The sequence below is a fragment of the Gemmatimonadaceae bacterium genome (assembly GCA_035606695.1).
GTDB lineage: Bacteria > Gemmatimonadota > Gemmatimonadetes > Gemmatimonadales > Gemmatimonadaceae > JAQBQB01.
On sequence record DATNEW010000027.1, the window covers coordinates 202,384 to 221,291 of the forward strand.

At 66.8% G+C, this 18,908-nt stretch carries 16 protein-coding genes; 12 read left to right on the forward strand and 4 right to left on the reverse strand.

Translation table 11 applies throughout. The features are described 5' to 3' along the window. Window positions 1-8 precede the first annotated feature (8 nt). A complete protein-coding gene (locus tag VN706_14135) occupies window positions 9-518 on the reverse strand; it encodes a hypothetical protein (GenBank protein ID HXT16773.1) in 510 nt (169 codons plus the stop codon). 131 nt (window positions 519-649) lie between these two features. On the opposite strand from VN706_14135, the gene VN706_14140 reads away from it, so the two are divergent. The 5 genes from VN706_14140 to VN706_14160 all read left to right on the forward strand — a co-directional run bounded on the left by VN706_14140 (window position 650) and on the right by VN706_14160 (window position 7,039). After that, on the forward strand, window positions 650-1,183 hold the full coding sequence (locus VN706_14140; protein HXT16774.1) for a hypothetical protein: 534 nt from the start codon (window positions 650-652) through the stop codon (window positions 1,181-1,183). Between the two features lie 10 nt (window positions 1,184-1,193). Beyond that, complete coding sequence (locus tag VN706_14145) at window positions 1,194-1,679, forward strand: hypothetical protein (GenBank protein ID HXT16775.1); 486 nt, start codon at window positions 1,194-1,196, stop codon at window positions 1,677-1,679. Between the two features lie 9 nt (window positions 1,680-1,688). After that, window positions 1,689-2,528, forward strand: coding sequence for a hypothetical protein (locus VN706_14150; protein HXT16776.1), 840 nt, complete (start codon window positions 1,689-1,691; stop codon window positions 2,526-2,528). After that, on the forward strand, window positions 2,525-4,963 hold the full coding sequence (locus VN706_14155; protein ID HXT16777.1) for a hypothetical protein: 2,439 nt from the start codon (window positions 2,525-2,527) through the stop codon (window positions 4,961-4,963). The genes VN706_14150 and VN706_14155 overlap by 4 nt, the downstream gene beginning before the upstream one ends. A 90-nt stretch (window positions 4,964-5,053) precedes the next feature. Further along, window positions 5,054-7,039 (forward strand): hypothetical protein, encoded by a 1,986-nt coding sequence (locus VN706_14160; GenBank protein ID HXT16778.1) that lies wholly within the window; start codon window positions 5,054-5,056, stop codon window positions 7,037-7,039. Window positions 7,040-7,048: 9 nt separating this feature from the next. Here the strand turns inward: VN706_14160 and VN706_14165 are convergent, their stop codons facing one another. Together VN706_14165 and VN706_14170 are read right to left on the reverse strand one after the other, a co-directional pair. Beyond that, the gene (locus VN706_14165) at window positions 7,049-7,573 is read right to left on the reverse strand and encodes a TlpA disulfide reductase family protein (protein ID HXT16779.1); all 525 of its coding nucleotides are present in this window, start codon (window positions 7,571-7,573) and stop codon (window positions 7,049-7,051) included. Further along, a complete protein-coding gene (locus tag VN706_14170) occupies window positions 7,570-8,292 on the reverse strand; it encodes a cytochrome c biogenesis protein CcdA (GenBank protein ID HXT16780.1) in 723 nt (240 codons plus the stop codon). Before VN706_14170 ends, VN706_14165 begins: the two co-directional genes overlap by 4 nt. A 3-nt stretch (window positions 8,293-8,295) precedes the next feature. On the opposite strand from VN706_14170, the gene VN706_14175 reads away from it, so the two are divergent. The 7 genes from VN706_14175 (at window position 8,296) to VN706_14205 (ending at window position 17,355) form a co-directional block, all read left to right on the forward strand. After that, on the forward strand, window positions 8,296-9,021 hold the full coding sequence (locus VN706_14175) for a hypothetical protein (protein ID HXT16781.1): 726 nt from the start codon (window positions 8,296-8,298) through the stop codon (window positions 9,019-9,021). 54 nt (window positions 9,022-9,075) lie between these two features. Further along, on the forward strand, window positions 9,076-10,011 hold the full coding sequence (locus tag VN706_14180) for a helix-turn-helix domain-containing GNAT family N-acetyltransferase (protein HXT16782.1): 936 nt from the start codon (window positions 9,076-9,078) through the stop codon (window positions 10,009-10,011). A 92-nt stretch (window positions 10,012-10,103) separates the two neighbouring features. Further along, window positions 10,104-11,783 carry an energy-dependent translational throttle protein EttA gene (gene ettA / locus VN706_14185; protein HXT16783.1) on the forward strand — a complete coding sequence of 560 codons (1,680 nt, stop codon included), beginning with the start codon at window positions 10,104-10,106 and terminating at the stop codon, window positions 11,781-11,783. Between the two features lie 28 nt (window positions 11,784-11,811). Then, window positions 11,812-12,753, forward strand: coding sequence for a hypothetical protein (locus VN706_14190; protein HXT16784.1), 942 nt, complete (start codon window positions 11,812-11,814; stop codon window positions 12,751-12,753). A 131-nt stretch (window positions 12,754-12,884) separates the two neighbouring features. Next, on the forward strand, window positions 12,885-13,466 hold the full coding sequence (locus VN706_14195; GenBank protein HXT16785.1) for a sigma-70 family RNA polymerase sigma factor: 582 nt from the start codon (window positions 12,885-12,887) through the stop codon (window positions 13,464-13,466). After that, a complete protein-coding gene (locus VN706_14200; GenBank protein HXT16786.1) occupies window positions 13,463-14,221 on the forward strand; it encodes a hypothetical protein in 759 nt (252 codons plus the stop codon). The genes VN706_14195 and VN706_14200 overlap by 4 nt, the downstream gene beginning before the upstream one ends. Window positions 14,222-14,232: 11 nt before the next feature. Next, complete coding sequence (locus tag VN706_14205) at window positions 14,233-17,355, forward strand: CHAT domain-containing protein (protein HXT16787.1); 3,123 nt, start codon at window positions 14,233-14,235, stop codon at window positions 17,353-17,355. 38 nt (window positions 17,356-17,393) lie between these two features. Here VN706_14205 and VN706_14210 read toward each other — a convergent pair whose 3' ends face one another. Then, window positions 17,394-18,908, reverse strand: a complete 1,515-nt coding sequence (locus VN706_14210) for a hypothetical protein (protein HXT16788.1) — start codon at window positions 18,906-18,908, stop codon at window positions 17,394-17,396.

The following is an 18,908-nucleotide window of genomic DNA, read 5'->3' on the forward strand; positions in this document are numbered from 1 at the left end:
GGGCGGAATCAGCGCCCGTTCGTCGACACACTCACCGTCGTCTGGAACCTTTGCGTGATCGCGGTCAGGTGGTGCTCGATCGCATCTGCCGCCTCGGGCGTGAAGCGCCCTTCCTGGCAATCGTAGATGCGTCCACGCCGATCGACGAGCAACACGTAAATGCATTCTTCGTCCGGCAAGCCCAGCGCGTCGCGGAACGACCGCTTGTCGACGAAGAGGGTGATCGTACGCGCGCGCGCCGTCTGGTCCGCGGCGTCGTGGCGCATGCCGCTCGTGATGAAACCGCGCATCATCGCGAAGCCGCGACTGATCGTCGGCAGCTCGTAGATCCGCACGCTGTCATGGCCGCGCACGAGCATCTTGAGCCACGGCATCCACGTGTTCACGTCGCGCTGCTGCTCCTGCCGAAACGCGACGATGACGATGTTGATCGCGCCCGCGAAGCCGCGCGGTAACTCGAAGTGCGTCCCGTCGAGACTCTTGCCGGCGACGCGTGGAAAGTGTGCGGAGGCATTCATGGTGAACCGTCTCGGGAAGATGGCACCCAACGAATGCCGTTCGCGGCGCTCGACGACCATCCGACCAAAGTCCCACGGTCCCACAAACAGCACGTGCGCGATTCTTCGCGAGCAATCTCGACGAGGTGTAGATGTTCACTCGAAGCGGCGCCCTGGCGTTGGCGCTGGCGTGTCTCGCGCCAGTCGCCCTCCACGCACAAAACACTGCCACCGGTACGGTGCCCGCGCACGCAACCATCGGCGCGGTCGTGACGCTCAGCAATCCGACGGCGCTCGAGTTCGGCACGCTCCTCGCCGGACAGACGTCGACTGAGGTGCCGCCGCTCTTTTCTTCCGCCGCGGCTCACGCCGGATCGATTCAGGTGTCGTTCAGCGATCCGATCAACCTCAGCGTGACGATCGACCCGGGAGGCGAGCTCGCCAACCAGGGTCACACGCTCACGACGTCGCTGACGTGCGGCGCCGGCAGCTCAGCCACCGACGCCAACGCGGTCAGCATCGACTGTCAGAGCCAGCATCTTGGCGGCTCGCTGCAGCAGGCGGCGACGCGATCCACCCGCACCGCGTTTCTCTTCATCGGCGGCCATACCACGGCCGGCGACGACGCGCCCGCGGGTGCGTACTCCGGCTCCATCACGGTGCGTGTGACCGTGACGACGCAGTAGCGGACTCGCGATGCGCCGCATGCATGCGTGGTCTCGCGAGCGACTGGCGATCGCGACGCTTCTCTTCGTCCCGACGCTCGCGCCACACCGGGATTCGTTCGACGCGCAGATCATTCCGCGACAAGGCATCGAGTGGGGCGTGATGATGCCGGGCGTTCCCGTGCGCGTGACGCCGCAGAACGAGGGGCAGCGCGGCCAGATCGATTTCGTCGGCCAGGACAACTTCAACGCCACGCTGGTGTTTCCGGCGAACCTCACGTCGCTGAAAGGCGATCGTCTCGCCGTGAGCGTTCAGACCGGCGACCTGATGTTGCAGTACACGAGAAACGGCGGCACCTCGTTTCCAGATCCGACGCTCCCGATCTCCATCCATACGAACTCGGGACAGGGCGACGCGATGCTGTTCATCGGCGGAACGGCGTCGCCGGCGCCGACGCAGGCGCCCGGATCGTATGCCGGCCTCGTACGCGTCGTCATCGTCCGGACGACACTTTAGAGAATTCAAATGACTCGGCCGCGCGCCATCGGTGTGCTCGCTCTCGCAATCGCCGCGGCGGTGATTCTGCGTTGGCCGCGGCCGACGGAGGCCGTGTCGATATCGCCCACGGCCATCTATCTCTCGAGCCGCGACCGCACGGCGTCGTTCGAGTTGTACAATGGCGACGACACGCCCGCCGAAGTCGAGCTGTCGCTGGCGTTCGGCTATCCGGCGTCCGATTCGCTCGGGCGCGTCGATGTGCATCTCCTCGACAGTGTACCCGCCACCGAACCTTCCGCGGTCCCATGGCTCAGATTGTTTCCGCGCCGCGTGGTGCTCCAGCCGAAGCAGCGACAGCTCGTACGCGTCGGGGCATATCCGCCGGCCGGCATTGCGGTCGGTGAGTATTGGGCACGGTTGCTCGTACGGTCGCGCCCCTCACCATTGCCCGTCGAAGCCGACAAAGGCCGCTCGGCTCGACGGCCGCTCATGAAAATCGAGACGTTGTTCATCACGGCGCTCAACTACCGTAACGGCGCGGTCACCACGGGCGTGCAAGTCGACAGCGCGCGAGCACGCACCACCGATTCGACGCTCTCGCTCGTGCTGGACATGCATCGCACCGGCAATGCCGCGTATCTCGGGCGGCTCAATGTGGAAGTGCTGTCGACGAGCGGCGCCGTCGTGATGCAATCGGCTGAAGACGTCGCCGTGTATCGCTCGCTGCGCCGCATCATCACGTTTCCGCTGGCACGCGGCTCCGCGTCGACATTTCGCTACCGTCTGGCGACCGAACGCGACGACATCGACCCGTCCGTTGTCGCGCGCGCCGAACCGGTCTCAGGGCAGGTCCGTTTCGCGCCATGAGAGGCGCGTGCGCCGGCCTACTCCTGTGCCTCGTCGTACACGTGACCGCGGCGCAGTCGAGCGACGCTCTGGATCGAGGCTTGTACGAATTTCACATCGGACGCCTCACCCCCTTCACGTCGACGGTGATCATCACGCAGCAACGCGCATTGCTGCTGCCGCTCGAACCAATTCTGGCCGTGACCGGTGTTCGTCTGGACTCGACTGTCGACGCGCCCAAGGGCGTCCGGTTCGACGGCGTGACGTACCTCGCCGGCGCGCGCGTCGCCGCACTCCTCGCGGCGGAGCTGCGCGTCGACTCGTCGTCGCTCGTCATCGAGATTCGCCGCGGCGCGCTCTTTCCCGCCGAGCGCGAGCGTGCGCGCGCGTCGCAGGCATGTTGCTCACGGGGTGCGCACGGCGTTTCCGATCCGCGCTGGACGCCGCGCACGGGCGGTGGTCTCGTCGAATGGTACATGGCGTCCACGCCGGCGGATCGAACCATGTACGCCGAGGCGCGCGTTGGCGTCGCGGTGTTCGGCGGTGCGCTGAGTGCGGTCGGATACGCGCAGAACGGCGCGGTCGCCGGCGCAGCGGCGCCGTCCGGCGGATCGTGGACATACGATTTCGTGAATCCGACGTCGTCGTACATCCGCGACGTTCGCATCGGCGATCTGTACGGCGGCGTCGCGGCCACCGAATCGTTCCGGGGATTACAAATCTCTAATAAACTGCCCTTTCGCACCGGCTATTTCGACGAAATCGATTTTCAACCGCACCTCCCGCCGGGATGGTCATACGAGCTGTATCAGAATGGCCGGCTCATCGACGTGGTCGATTCACCCGAGAGTGCGCCTCCGACGCGGATCCCGCTCACCTACGGCGTCACACCGCTCGAGGTCCGCGCGTATGGCCCGTCGGGACAGACGGTCACGACACCGCTCACGCTCGTCACGTCGTCGTCGCAGCTTCCGCGCGGCCGCGTCGAATACGACGCGGCCGCGGGCCGATGTTCGTTCACCGGATGCCACGACCTTGCGTACGCCACGATCGACGGTGGCCTCACCGACGCCCTCACGCTTGGCGGTGGCGCTGAGACGTGGTCCGACAGCACGACTCGGCGATGGACGCCCGTTGCCCGTCTGAGCTACGCCACGTTCACCGGCTGGCAGATGCAGGCCGACTATCAGCCGGCCGTGCTCGAGCGAGCACTCGTCTCGTACATCGCGCCAAGACTTTCAGCAAGCGTGCAAGGCGGCCGCTCCTATGCACAAATCGGAGCGATCGGCGCGTCGAGCGCGATCGCTACCATCAGCGCGCTGTCATCGCAGTGGTTCGGAAGCGGATCGCTCGCCGCGCGAACGGGGCGCGACGACATGTCCGCGTGGTTGCCCTCCGCCACCATCGTGAACGCGTGGCTGAACGGCGACTCCTCGCGCGTGGCGAGTTGGGACACCGGGGTGCAGGAAGTGTTTCGCGGCGTGTCGATGGGCGCCCGGTACTCGCACGCCATCGGCACGTCGGATATCACCTCGCTGAGCGCGACGCTACTCCGGCCGCTCGACGCCGGCATTCTGCGCCACATCCCCGTGGTGAGCCTCGGCGCGGGAGGCGGAGGCGGCGGACGTTTCGTTGAAGGTGGCGCGACGATCGAGCTCGCCGCGCGCGGAACGATCTCGTTGTCCGGCCGCAGCGGTCTGACGCGCGACCGGCTGTCGTACGCGACGATCACGTATTCCGCCGTGCTCGGGGCCGCTCGCGTCGGCGCGCAAATGCGCAGTTCCACGAACGCTCATACGAGTACGCTCATCAACCTCTCCGGCGCGGTGGTCGCGACCGCCGACCGCGCGTTGCTCGTCGATCCGACGATTTCCGGCAACAGCGCCGGCGTCCGCGGTGTCGCATACTACGATGACGACGACGACGGCGTGTTCGGTCCCGGCGATCGGCCCGCGGCGCACGTGCGCATCTTCGTCGGAGGACAGGCCGCGGTCTCCGACGATCGCGGACGCTTTCGCGTCTGGAATGTGCTGCCGTACCAACCGATCGACGTTCGCGTCGACTCACTCGTTGGACTCGATCCGGCATTCGGCCTCGAGCCCGCACAAGCGCTCCGCGCGACGCCGAACATGTTCAATCCGGTGAGCGTGCGCCTCGTGCGAATTTTCGAGGTGTCCGGCCAGGTCCAGCTCGATGGCGTGTCCGCGCCAGGCGGCGTACGCCTCGTGCTCGAGAGCGCCGACGGCCGGTTTCGATTCGAAACGCTGACCTACGCCGACGGCAGCTACTCCTTCTCACGGGTGTATCCCAGCGCGTATCAGCTGCGCGTCGCGCCCGCGTCGCTTTCCGCGCTCCACGCCGGCGCGGATACGCGCACACTGACCGTTCGCCCGCCCGCCGGCGGAAATGAGCAAACTGTAATGGGGCCGACATTGATGTTGCGAACCAGGCAGTGACCGGTACGACGGCGCACACGTTCGCCTTACGTCCACTGTCCCAGACCATGTGCGCGAAGCGACCCTCCGTGTGTTGCTCACCAACGACACATGTGGCTTCATATTCCGCTCGCGGCCCTGCTCATGCAGGCCGCACCGTCACAGCAGGCACGCACGGCGAACGCGCCGAGCGGCGTCGAAGTTCTCGAGGCCGCCAACTCCGCGGTCCTCCGCTTTCTCACCACGTGGCGCGGCGCATGGCTCGAAGGCGCCGATGCGACCTCGCGCGGGCGATCCGACATCCGCTTGCGCGACGTGCACTGCCACTGGGACGGCAGCTTCGGTTCGAGCCTGCATCGCAATCACCAGCAACCACCGACGCTGATTCACCACAGCAGCCGTCGCTCGATGTGCCCGGACTGGATTCCCGTCGGCGAGGCTGATTTCGACGACGAGAGTGTCGATCGCGACGTGTCATTCTCACCCGAGCACCGCGCGCTCGTCCGCGCGGCGCGCTCCAGGCTGCTCGACTCGCTCGCCATCCTCGACGCGCGGAAACCAGGCGACGCGTGGATCACCGGCCAGCGCGTACGCTTTCTCGTCGACGAGGGTTCGCTCGACGCCGCGATCGAGATCGTGAAGCATTGCAAGGCCGCGCACGCCTGGTGCGCCGAGCTGGCGGGCTACACGTATTACGCCGCCGGCAAGTACTCGCGCGCCGACTCGGCGTTCGACGCGGCGGCCCAGACAATGTCTGCCGACGAACGCTGCGAATTCACGAGCACGCGCCAACTGCTGGATGACGACGGCCAAGCCGCGTACGACCGAATGACGTGCGACGAACGCGCGAACGCGAACGAGTGGTTGTGGTGGCTCTCGAAGCCGCTCTTCGCCGACTCGGTCGACGACCGCCGCAGCGCACACTTCGCACGCAAAGTCCTGGTTCAACTCCACTCCGCGCTTCCTTGGGACGAGCGCTACGACTGGCGCAGCCGTTACGGTGGCCAGGCGGTCGGCGACATGCTGCTGCGGTACGGTTGGCCGGCCTACTCGGATTGGGGCGGGAACGAGGAAGAGCGCTCGCACGCCGCGTGGATGGATTTCTACGACAGCACGCGCACGGCCACGGCCGAGTATCCGCGCGATCGGCTGCATCTCATTCCCGATTTTCGCGCCGTCGGCGATCCATATCACACCGAGGCCAGCGCGTGGCAGATCAACATGCCGCCGCTCGTCGGCGACGACGAGCCGGCAGACCAGTGGTGGCCGGCGGAACACTATCGCCGTCAGGCGGGACCGATCGTGCAACTCAGCGAACAGACCGCGCTCCTGCGGCGCGACGACGACATTCTGTTGGCGACCGCGTCGGAGTGGCCGGCGAAGAATCATCACGTCACACGCGATGCAACGGCCGCCGTACTCGTGCGCAGCGACGCGCTCCGCCGTGTCGAACGCGTTCCGTCGCGCGCGTTCGCCGGCACGCAGGCGCTCGTGCTCACCGCGCACGTGCCCGCGAAGCCCGCGCTCATCGGCACCGAGATCGTCGCGCCGCGCGGCCGCGAATCCGCGCGCACCAGGCTCGGCATCGATCCGCCGGCGCCGCTCGCGTCGCTTCATGCAACTGAAACGGCGATGTCCGCCCCGCTTTTGCTGAGTGCCGACGACGCTCCGCCGAACAGTCCTGAAAGCGCCATCGCCCACATGCTCGGCACGACACGCGTGCGCGGCACGAAGCTCGGCGTCTACTGGGAGACGTACGGCTTCGCGCCCGGCGACTCCATCGACGTGGCCGTGGTGTTGGCGCGCCATGAACCGCTCAGCGCCATGCGCCGCGTCGGCATGTTCCTGCGCATGGCGCACGACCCGAACGGCTCGGTCACCATGCGGTGGCACGAGCCCGAGCTCGGAACGGAAGGCTGGGCGATCCCCGGCGTCGTGCCTATCCGCGCGCGCAGCATTCGCGTGGACATGTCGCGCATCGAGCCAGGGCGATACACGCTGCAGATCCTCGTGAACCGGCGCGGCGCGCTGCCGATCACATCGAAGCGCGAGTTCGTATTCGAAGGGACGGCCGATGGTGTGGCGACCGGCCGCTGAGGCGGCCGGTCAAAGCGCCTTCTTGATCGCCGCCTCGAGATTCTGCTTTCCGCCGAGTCCCGTGTAGACCACCTTGCCCGCCTTGTCGATCACGACGACGTACGACGTGGCGGGCACGTCATACGCACCGGTCGCGTTGCCCTTGGCGTCGAACACCTGCTCGCCCGGCAGCTTGTGCTTCGCCGCGAACGCCTTCACCAGCGCGGGCGACTCGTTCACCGACACCGCGACACCAACGAACTTCACCTTGCCGTCGTACTTCGTCGCGGCCGCGAGCAGCGCGGGCTCGAGCTCCTTGCAGTTCGGGCACCACGTCGCCCAGAACTCCATGACCACTGGCGACTTGCCGATGTACTGCGACAGGTCCGCCTCTTTGCCATCGAGCGTCTGCACCTTCGCGCCAGGCGCCGCACTGCCGACTTCGATGCCAAGGTCCTGCGCGCGTGCCGACGCCGGCGTGAACGCCAACACCAGCGCGGCGATCGCCACAGGCAGCGACCTGGCGTGGAGCATCTTCGATACGAAACCGCTCATAGAATCAGTTGCCCCATTTTCACGAGATAGTATTCCGCCACGCCGATCATCACGAGCGCGAACACGCGCTTGATCCACACCATCCACATCCCGGCGCGCGGCAGCCGCGCGATCGCGCCCGACGACAAGCCGACGACCACGAGCAGCGTACACATGCCGAGCGAGAACACGAACAAGTACAAAAATCCGAGGCCGGCGCTTTTCGTCGACGACACCCAGGTGAGCACCGCCGCCATCACGGGCGCCGAGCATGGCGCCGCGACGAGCCCGGACATCGCTCCCATAGTGAACGCACCGGACACGCGGCCCGCGGTTCCCGCGCTCGCCGCCCGCTCGAGAATCGCCGTCGGTACGCGTACCGGAAGCACGTCGAGCATGGCCAGCGAGGCCAGCAGCAGCACGTTCGCCATGACGAAGTACAGCCATGGATTGCTACTGACGGAACCGAACAGTGTTCCCGTCATGCCCGCGAACAGGCCGAGCGCGGAGTAAACAAGCGCGAGGCCGAGCACGTAGGACACTGTGAGGATCACGGGACGCCATCGCGCGGGCTTCGCCCCCGGATCGCCGACCGTCGTTCCGCCGACGATCGCCGCGGTGATCGGGATCATCGGATAGATGCACGGTGTCAAACTGGTCAGCACGCCGCCGGCGAAGACGAAGGGAAGCGCCTTGAGCGGGTTGCCGGAGAGATTGGGAAGCACGGAGGAGAGGTCCACGCGATGAAAGCTACGGCCAGCATCAAAATCCTGACACTCGGCGCCGCGTTCGCGTTTGCGTCGGCCGGTTTGGCGCGCTCGGCGGCCGCGCAATCGAAGCCCGACATGGGGATGATGGGCATGAGCATGGACCCCGCCTCGAGCGCCCACATGCGCATGACGCCGCCGCGCGCCGCAACGCATCAGGATACGGTGCGCGCGCTCACGGTGGCGGCGGAGCTCAAGCGCGCCATCGCGAAGTATCAGGACACGGCCGCCGCCGTTCGCGACGGCTATCGGATGTTCCTTCCGAACGTGAAGAACCAGCGCGTCTTTCATTTTACCAACACCAGCCGAGCATTCGAGGAGGCCTTCCGCTTCAATCCGGAAAAGCCGACGTCCGTCCTCTACAAGCGCGGCGCCGACGGGAAGCTTCACCTCATCGGCGCGATGTACACCATGCCGCAGCGCGCCAGCCTCGATCGATTGAATGCTCGTGTTCCGCTTTCGATTGCGCGGTGGCACCAGCACGTGAATTGGTGCCTGCCGAAGTCGTCCGAATCGCGGCGCTACGGTGAGCGGATGGCGGACGGCGCGCCGAAGTTCGGTCCCGACTCGCCGATCGCGACGAAGGCGGCATGCGACGCGGTCGGCGGCGAGTTCCATCCGACGCTGTTTGGCTGGATGCTGCACGCCAACGTGTACGACGGCGCGGAGCTGAGCACGATCTTCGGCGACGAGCCCCACTAGCGCCATCTCCCGCATTAGTTGACAGAAGCAACCATTTGGTTGACTTTGTCAACTATGCGCGACATCACCCGGCGCGCGGAGGCCGTCCGCGACTTCAACCGCTTCTACACGCGCCGCATCGGCGTGCTCGGCGACGCCCACCTCGGGAGCCCGTTCTCGCTCACCGAGGTGCGCGTCCTGTACGAGCTCGCGCATCGCGACATGCGTCGCGATGCGCCCACGGCGAGCCAGATCGCCGACGCGCTCGGCCTGGACCGCGGGTATCTCAGCCGCACGCTGCGCGCGTTCAAGCGCCGGGGGCTCGTCACCGCCACGCGGGGCGACGACAAGCGGCAAACGTTGCTGGCGCTGACGGCGGCGGGCCGGAAGGCGTTCGCGCCGCTCGACCGCGGCGCCCGCGATGCAATCGTCGAGATGCTCTCCCCGCTCGGCGACGCCGAGCAGCAGCGCATCGTCGAGGCGATGCAGACGATTCGTACGACGCTCGACGCGTCGAACGCGAGAGGTACGGAGACCATCACGCTCCGCACGCATCGGCCCGGCGACATGGGATGGATCGTTCATCGCCACGGCGTGCTGTACGCGCGCGAGTACGGCTACGATGAGCGGTTCGAGGCGCTCGTCGCGCGCGTGGTGGCCGGCTTCATCGACGACTTCGATCCAGCGCGCGAACGGTGTTGGATCGCCGAGCGGGACGGGGAGATCGTGGGCAGCGTGTTCGTCGTCGCGAAGTCGAAGACGATCGCGCAGCTGCGGCTGCTGCTCGTCGAGCCGAGTGCGCGTGGACGGGGCCTGGGCCGTCGCCTGGTCGACGAAGTGATTCGATTCGCGCGCGGCGTGGGCTACAGGAAGATCCGTCTGTGGACGCAAAGCGAGCTGACGTCGGCGCGGAAGATCTACAAGGCGGCGGGCTTCACGCTCGTGGGCCGCGAGGGGCACGAGCACTTTGGGAAGCGGCTCGAGGCGGAGGTGTGGGAACGGGGCGTCTAGGCGTCGAGGCGCCGGGGCGCATGGGCGAACGGCGCGTGATTTAGATTTCTGCGCTCGTCATACGCCCCGACGCCCCGACGCCCCGACGCCCTATGCCTCCGCCATCATTCATCTACGTCATGAAAGACCTGCGCAAGGTCGTCCCGCCCTCGCGGGAGATTCTGCGCGGCATCTGGTTGTCCTTCTATCACGGCGCCAAGATCGGCGTCCTCGGCGCCAACGGCGCCGGCAAGTCGTCGCTACTGCGCATCATGGCCGGCGTCGACACGGATTTTCAGGGCGAGGCGTGGGCCGCGGAGGGGACGCGCGTCGGCTACCTGCCGCAGGAGCCGCAGCTCGATCCCAATCTCGACGTGAGAGGCAACGTCGAGCTCGCGGTGAAAGCACAGCGCGATCTGCTCCAGGAATTTCAGGACATCTCGATGCAGTTCGCCGAGCCGATGGACGACACGGCGATGGAGAAGCTGCTGGCTCGGCAGGCGCGCGTGCAGGAGCAGATCGACGCGCACGACTTGTGGAATCTCGACAACAAGATCGAGATCGCGATGGACGCGCTGCGGTTGCCGCCGCCGGACGCCGATGTCTCGAAGCTGTCGGGCGGCGAGCGGCGCCGAGTCGCGCTGTGCCGCGTGCTGCTCGAAGAACCCGACATGCTGCTGCTCGACGAACCGACCAACCACCTGGACGCGGAAAGCGTGGCGTGGCTCGAGCGCTATCTGCACGATTTCCCCGGGACCGTTGTCGCGGTGACGCACGATCGCTACTTCCTCGACAACGTGGCCGGCTGGATTCTGGAGCTCGATCGCGGCTACGGCATTCCGTACGAGGGCAACTACACCTCGTGGCTCGAGCAGAAGAGGACGCGACTGCAGCAGGAAGAGAAGACGGAGTCGGCGCGGCAGCGCACCCTCGAGCGAGAGCTCGAGTGGGTGCGGTTGGCGCCGCGCGCGCGGCAGGCGAAGAACAAGGCGCGCATTCAGAAGTACGAGGAGATGGCCGCGCAGGAGACCGCCGAAAAGATTCTGCAGCACGAGATCGTCATTCCGCCGCCGCCGCGGTTGGGCAATGACGTCGTCATCGCGGGCGACATCAAGAAAGCGTTCGGCGACAAGGTGCTCATCGATGGCCTGAGCTTCTCGCTGCCGCGCGGTGGAATCGTCGGCATTATCGGGCCGAACGGCGCGGGCAAGACGACGTTGTTCAAGATGGTGGTCGGCCAGGAGACGCCGGATTCCGGATCTCTAAAGATCGGCGAAACGGTCCAGATCGCATACACCGATCAGAGTCGCACCCTCAACGGCGACATCTCGGCGTGGCAGGAGATCTCGGGCGGGCAGGAGATGATCATGGTCGGCAAGAAGGAGCTCAACAGCCGCGCGTATCTGTCGAGCTTCAACTTCCGCGGCACCGATCAGCAGAAGAAGGTCGGCAATCTGTCGGGCGGCGAGCGGAACCGCCTGCACCTTGCCAAAACTCTAATGTCGGGCGGCAACCTGCTGCTGCTCGACGAGCCGACCAACGATCTCGACGTCGACACGCTGCGCGCGCTCGAGGACGCGCTGGTGGACTTCGCGGGCTGCGCGGTGGTGATCTCGCACGATCGCTGGTTCCTGGATCGCATCGCGACGCACATCCTCGCGTTCGAGGGGAACAGCGAAGTCGTCTGGCACGAAGGCAACTATCAGTCGTACGTCGAGGATCTGCACAAGCGGAAGGGCGCGGACGCGGATCAGCCGCACCGCGTCGCCTACAAGAAGCTGGTTCGTACGTAGCACGCACGCCTCGCGAGACGGAGCCGTCTTGGCCGAGCGTCGCGCCGGATCGCACGAGGAGCGGTGGGAGTGGGTGGAGCATCTCGTCCCGCTCCAGTTTCTCCGCGCGCTGTGGGACGCACTGTTTCCGAAGCGCTTCGAGCGCGTCGTCGTCGACGCGCTCGACGGAACACCGGCGCCCGGATACGCCCGGCCGCTGACGTTCTGTCTCGGCTGCTGGTTGCTGCTCTACGCGGTGGGCAAGACGACGCCGTGGGCGTTCTCGGGCACGGGTATCGTCACCGTGCTGCGCGAGCTGCCACCGGCGGAGCGCCACGCGGTCGCGGCGCAACTCGGAATCGATACGCTCGCGGGAGTGATCGTCGTCGACAGCGGCTCGGTCCCGATTGCGCGTGGCGCGCGCCTCGTGATCGCTCACGTCGACAAAGTCCTTGGCAAACCATTCGGTCGCGCGTCGGCGAGCGATGTGGCGCAGTATCTCGAGAAGAATCACCAATTGGATCTGGCGATTCGCGTCCGCGGCTATGTGGCGCGATATGAGGAACGGCCGACACCCTTCAGCGAGACGTCGCTGGTGATGTTCGTGGTGTTCGGGCTCGTACCCGGCTGGTGGGTGTCGCACTTGATACTGCATTCGCGGCGCCGAACGCTGCGCGAGACCCGGTACGTGCACATGTACAACGACAGCCTGCTCGTCGTGTGGTGCCTGGCGCCATTCTTCGTCGCGACGTGGGCGGGTGAAGCGTTCGCGACCGCCGGCCCACAACACGTGCTCACCGTGGTCGTGTTGGCGGGTGCCGCGTATTGGCTTTGGCGAACGGTCCGGCTATTTCGCTTGACGCACGCTGTGCCCGTGTGGCGAATTGCCGCGGCGCACGTCGCCGGCGTCACGGTTGCGTTCATCATGTGTCTGGTGTTCTCGTTCGGCGCGGGTATCCTGCGCGGGACCATGGCGCGCGCCGGATTCTGACAGCGTCAGCAAGCCTCCCGGATAGACCGGGAACGGGCGCGCGCCTTGCCGCCGGACGGCGCGGGATGAATGATTGATCCGTCGCCGCCGCTCGACGTGCTCTCCCACCTGGTCGCCGAAGGCCTCTAAACGTGACGTCCGATTTCTCGGGTGAGGATCTCGACCGGTTGGGCAACGGCGTTCGGCTGATCGCGCTTCGTGCGCTTGGCGATCCGGATGCCGCGCGGGACGCCGCGCAGGAAACGATGTCGCGCGTGCTGGATGCGTTGCGTGCCGATCGGCTGCGCGATCGTGACAAGCTGCGTGCGTTTGTCCGCGGCGTGGCGCGTAACGTGATCGTGGACATGCAACGCGCGCGTGCCCGCCACGCGCCGCTCAGCGACCAGCTCCCCGACCGCGCGCTCCACGATCCGCTCGAGGGCATGGTGCTGCGCGACGAAGCGGCGCACATGCGCCGAGCGCTCGCCGAGCTCACCGACGACGATCGCGAGCTGCTTCGCCTGGCGTTCGTCGACGGACTCACCCCCGCCGAGGTTGGCGCGCGGCTGAGCGAACCGGCCGAGCGCATTCGTAAACGGAAGTCGCGCGCCCTGCAGCGTCTGCGCGAGCATTTCTTCGCGCTCGCCGCGCGCGCGCGTCACGAATCGTTCGCTCGCGCGACCTTGGAGCAGCGGCACGATGAAGTCGTGCGCGCACAACGAGGCGAATCGTGATCGACCATACTTTGCGCTGCGACGACGTCGCGGATCGCGGGCTCGTCGAGCGGTACGCGGCGGGCCGGCTGCGTTCCGGCGAAACCGCGGCCTTCGAGGAGCATTTGCTGGATTGCGCGCGATGCCAGGAGGCGCTCGAGCTCGCGCTGGCGGTGCGGCACGCCATCGGATTTGATGATACGAAGACTGCGCCGCATCGCGTGCGCGTTCGGGCACCGCTGCTGGCACTCGCGGCGGCGAGCATCGTGTTCGCGATCGTCGCTGTCTCGTTGACGAAACGATCGCGCGCGGACACGCATGGTGTCGCGGGTCCGTCCGCCGCCGTGCTGCCGGAGGATGCACCGCTCTACCTCGGCGCGCCCGTGCGCGAGAGCCCGACGGCGGCCGACTCGGTATTCGCGGACGCAATGTCGAATTACACGGCGTCGCACTACGCCGCCGCCGCTGAGGAATTGAGTAAAGTCATATCGGCGGACAAGGGCGCGGAGCCCGCGCTCTTCTTCCGCGGCGCCTCGTATCTCATGCTCGGCCGCGCACGCGAGGCGCGCGTCGATTTCACGCGGGTGCTTGCGGCCGGCGACAACGTCTACGCGGCCGAGGCGCACTACTATCGCGCTCGCGCCGAACTGCAGATGGGCGACACGGCGGCGGCGCGCGCCGACGCCGGCGCGGTCCCGTCGAATGACGAGCGCGTCGGCCAGCGCGCACGCAAGCTGCTCGATGCGCTCGGAGGCGACGAGCGACGCTCGCGCTGATCTCCGCGCTATTGCTCGTTGCGCATGAGCCGCCGCTCGGCGATTCCCTTCGTGCGCGCCAGCTGTGGCTCGCGGGTGAAGCACGCACGGCCATGCTCGATATGGACAGTGCGCTGACGTTGTGGCGACAGGCGCGCCGCGCCGACCCGCATTTTCTCCCGGCGCAGCTTGCGTTGATGAATGGTCTCGTCGACCGCGAATCGTTCGCCGGGCGAGAACGTTCCGCCCTCGAGGATGTTACAGATCCCGCATTGGCGGCGTGCCTGCACGCCGTGGTCCTTCCGCGGAACGTGCCCGTCACGGTGAAGATGCTGCACGACGTCGAGCGCCGATTCGGCCCTGCGCCGTGCACGCGTGCGCTCATCGCCGAGTACGAGATTCGGCTGCCGACGTCGGTACGGCCTCCCATGCGGCCGTTGGCCGAATGGCGAGCCATGATTGGATCGTACGGCATGTCCGGCGAGCCATGGCTCCTGCGCGTCAATGTGTTGTGCGATGACGGCGCGCTCGCCGCCGCGGACTCCGTCCTCGATCAGGCCGAGCAAAGCGTGGCCACTTGGCGCGATCGCCTGAGGGTACGCGTGGCGCGCGCCGATGTGAGCGCGCTTCGCGGCGACACGGCGCGCGCGCAGGCGATTCGAGAGCAAGTCTGGGCCGCCGTGTTGCGCGACGGCCGACCGGGGCCGCTCGTCGAACTGCTGATCTCTCGAATCGATCGCATTCCTGATGCCCGCCTGCGCGACTCGCTGAGCGCGCGCGGCGCCATGGTCGCGCGACGCTACCACGCGCGCGCGTCACTCGTCGCAATCCTGCAGTCGGAAGGCACAGTCGCGCTCGATCGCGGCGATCTCTCGTCGGCGATTCCCGCACTGCGCGAGGCAGTTTCGGTATCCGACTCGACCTCCTGGCGTCCGCTTCGGGCGCGGTTACATGCCAAGTACGGCCGCGCGCTGCTCAAGCAGGGGCGAGCGCGCGAAGGCATCACACAGCTCGAGCAGGCGTCCGCAATTGCCGACACCGCGGATCGCTACGGCTGCGCTGATATCCAGCACAATCTTGCGCACGCGTACGAATCGCTTGGCGACCTGCCCATGGCGCTCGCCGCCGTGAACCGATTCGTTGCGCTCGCGGCGCCGTTGCGGCTCGACGGCCTGGCCGTGATCGCGAATTACGATGCTGGGCTGATGCAATGGGAGGCAGGACTGCACGCCTCGTCCCGCAACAGCTTCGAGCAGATGGTACGGATCGTCGACGAGATGAAATCGTACTTCTACTACGCGGGTGATTACTACGAGCGCATCGGCGATCTCCCGCGCGCGCGTTCGTACTACACGCGCGTGCCGGAGCGCGATTCGGAAGAAGGCGCGCGCGCGTTGGCTGGATTGACGCGGACGTTCGAGGCGCTCGGTATGATTGACAGCGCCGAATCCACTGCACGCCGGCACGATGCCGCGCCGGCGACGCCCGAGGAAATTCCGCTGCTCCCCGAGGTGCTCGCTCGTCGCGGCCGATTCGACGAAGCGCGCTCCGCGATGGCGGCGTGGGTTACGCGACGCTCGTCGGAGGGCGGCGTGCAGCGTGCGACGCGTGCCGGCGTGCAGCTCGCCCGCATCTTGTTCGACGCTGGATCCGCCGACCGCGCGATCGTCGAGGCTCGCCGCGCCGGGCAGCTCGCGCGTTCGTCGCATCTCGTGGAGGACGCCACGCGCGCAGCCGGGATCGAAGGGCGCGCGCTGTTGCAGATGCATCGCGCAAACGACGCGGTCCTGGTCCTGTCGGACGCCGCGACGTCGCTGGGCGCAAACCCGCCGCCCGAATTGCGCGTGGACGTCTTCGACGCGCTGGGCCGCGCGCTCGCGGCGGCCGGACGGAATGACGAGGCGTTGGGTGCATACGACCAGGCCGCGGCGGGCACCGATCGCATCGCGTCGCGCTTCGGCGACGATGTGGATCGCGTTCGTCTTCGCGCGGAGAAACTCGCGCCATTCGACGATGCCGTTCGATTGCTCGCCGTGCGCAACGGTCCGCGGGATTCGGACGCGCTCCTGCGGTGGGTGCAGCGCCGACAGGACGCGCTGTACGCCGACCCCGCGCACGGGACCGAGCCCATATCGCTGCGTGTGCTTCGAGCACGGTTGGGGAAGGCAGCGGCGTTCATCGATTACGTCACACTCGACACGCTCGCGTTCGCACTGGTCGTCACGCGCGCCGGCGCGGCGGTCGTTCGTCTGCCGGAAACGACGGCCGCCATCGCGGCGGCGGTACGTGCGCTGCGACGACCGATGGGCGCGTACCTGGGACGCATCGATCTGTCGCGGCTGCGGTTCGACCGGCGCGCCTCGGCCCAACTTTATAGAATGCTCATCACGCCGCTCGCCGGGCGGGTCGCGGGCGCGTCGCGTCTGGTCATCGTACCCGACGGCCCGCTGCACCTGTTGCCGTTCGATGCGCTGCTGCCGAGCGACGCGCCGGCGGCGCCGTTCCTGATCGATCGATATGAGATCTCATATCTCCCGTCGCCGCGGTTCTTCGGCACCGCGACGGGCGCGCCGTCGTTTTCCGGCGGATCGCTGTTGTTCGTGGGCTACGATGCCGTCAACGATTCCACGGAGTGGCGCAACGTCTCACACGCGTGGACCGGCCGAACGATGAAGCTTCTTGGCATCGCGGCAACGAAGGACGCGTTCAAGCGATCGGCGGCGCGGGCGACCATCATTCATTTCGCGGCGCATGCCCGGGCCAGCACGACCGACCCGCTCGCGGCGTACTTGCGACTCGCGCCCGGCACCGACGATGATGGACTGCTGCACGCGTCGGAGATCGGTCGAATGCGCATCGGTGCGTCGCTGGTCGTGCTGAGCGCGTGTGAAACGGACGAGGGCGTCGTGTTGCGGGGCGCGGGCCCGCTGGGTATCGCGCGCGGGTTTCTCCTGTCCGGCGCACGAGCGGTGGTCGGCACCGAATGGCCGGTGGGCGAGACCGTCGCCGCATTGATGCCACGCTTCTACCGGCGACTATCGGAAGGCGAGTCGCCGAGTGCGGCGTTGCGTGCCGCGAAGCAGTCGCTCGCGCACGATCCGAAAACGAGCAATCCGTTCTATTGGGCGTCGTTCACGCTGACGGAACGGTTGTAGACGTCACTCGACGGCAGCGACGTCTACAAGTGCCGACGTCAACCCGGCCCCGCCGTGCCGATTCGCTGTACGGGGTATCCGCAGCTGACGCGCGAGATTGATGCGACGTTCACCGGCGCTTGATCGCCGATCCAGTAGCGGACCGAAAAACGCTCGAGGAACACGGCCCGCTCGTGCTCGCTCAAGGACGGCCAGTTGGTCGGAAGCTGAGTGGCGCGCCACGACGCGAGAGCGGCGAATCGGTATGTCGTCAGCCTCTCGACGTCGTGCGAGAACACGGCTAAATCGCGCGCGTTTGCGCCATCACGCAGAAGACACGTCCGCAGTGAATCGACGTCATGCCGGTCGGCGACGTCACGCAAGTATGCCGCGTCGATGAGGCGCGGTGACCGCGAGAGCGGCCAACTCAGCACCGCGACGCACGATACGGCCACCAGGCACGCCACGATGTCGAAGTGCCGGGGCAATTCTCGCGCGATGTAGGCAAGCGCCACCAGCTCGATGAGCCAGAACGACGACGTGAAGTATCGCCAATCGAAGTATCCCGTGACGTAAAACGCGACGAACGCCGCGGCGACCGCGGCCAGGGTGACATAGGCGTCGCGCGGCAGAAACGGGGATCGGCCGGGGCGTTCGCGCGATGATGATCCTCGAATGACAATTCCAACCGCGACCAGCGCAAGGAGAATCGGAACGAAGAACGTGTCGGCGATCGCCTGGCGAAGCGCGCTCCTCGCCGTGGCCGCGGCGTGCAGCAGCTTCGCCAGCCATTGACGCGGCGCGTCGAACAGCGTGGGGACGCGGTTCGCATGAAAATCCAGGACGAAGGTGTACGTCGCGGCCAGTGCCGTCGCCGAGTTATCGGTCGCAAACGGCGTGTGAAAGTGCGCGATCGAGTACACGATCCACGGCGAGATCACGAGCACGAACGCGCCGCACGCATAAGTGAACAGTCGTGCACCCGCGCCAAGCCACAGGAGGCCGGCGAGGAAGACGAGCGCGCTTGGCAACGCATCGAAGCGCGTCATGACGGACGCGCCGATCAACATGCCGTAGACGGCGGCGTGGCGAGGCTCGCGTGCGCCGCGCGGCATCTCGAGCGCGATGAGCGCGAGCCACATCAGGGCGAGGGGAATCGAGCGGCCGCCCGCGAGCTCGCCCTGAACGCCAGAAAACGCGAATAACAGCGTTGCGGAAAGCAGTCCGATTCCGCGTCGGCTGAACCAGCGGTGGCTCAGCGCCTCACTTGCGGCGGCAAATCCCGCGTAGGCCAGGAGTGCGGCGATGTAGGTGCCCCAGATCCCGGCAACGCGAACGAAAGGCACCAGCACCAACGGCCACAGTGGTGGAAACGAGTTGGAATAGGGCGTGACACTCTGAAACTGCCGGAGGCCCCACGCCTGATACGGATGTCTCCAAAACGATTCCGCGAGATCGAAGTACGACCACGAATCGGGCGAGAAGCCGAATCGCGCCGGCACGGTGAGCGCCGTGACGACGAAGCACACGACGAACGCGGCGAGAATGACGATCCACGACGGAAGCGTCCGCAT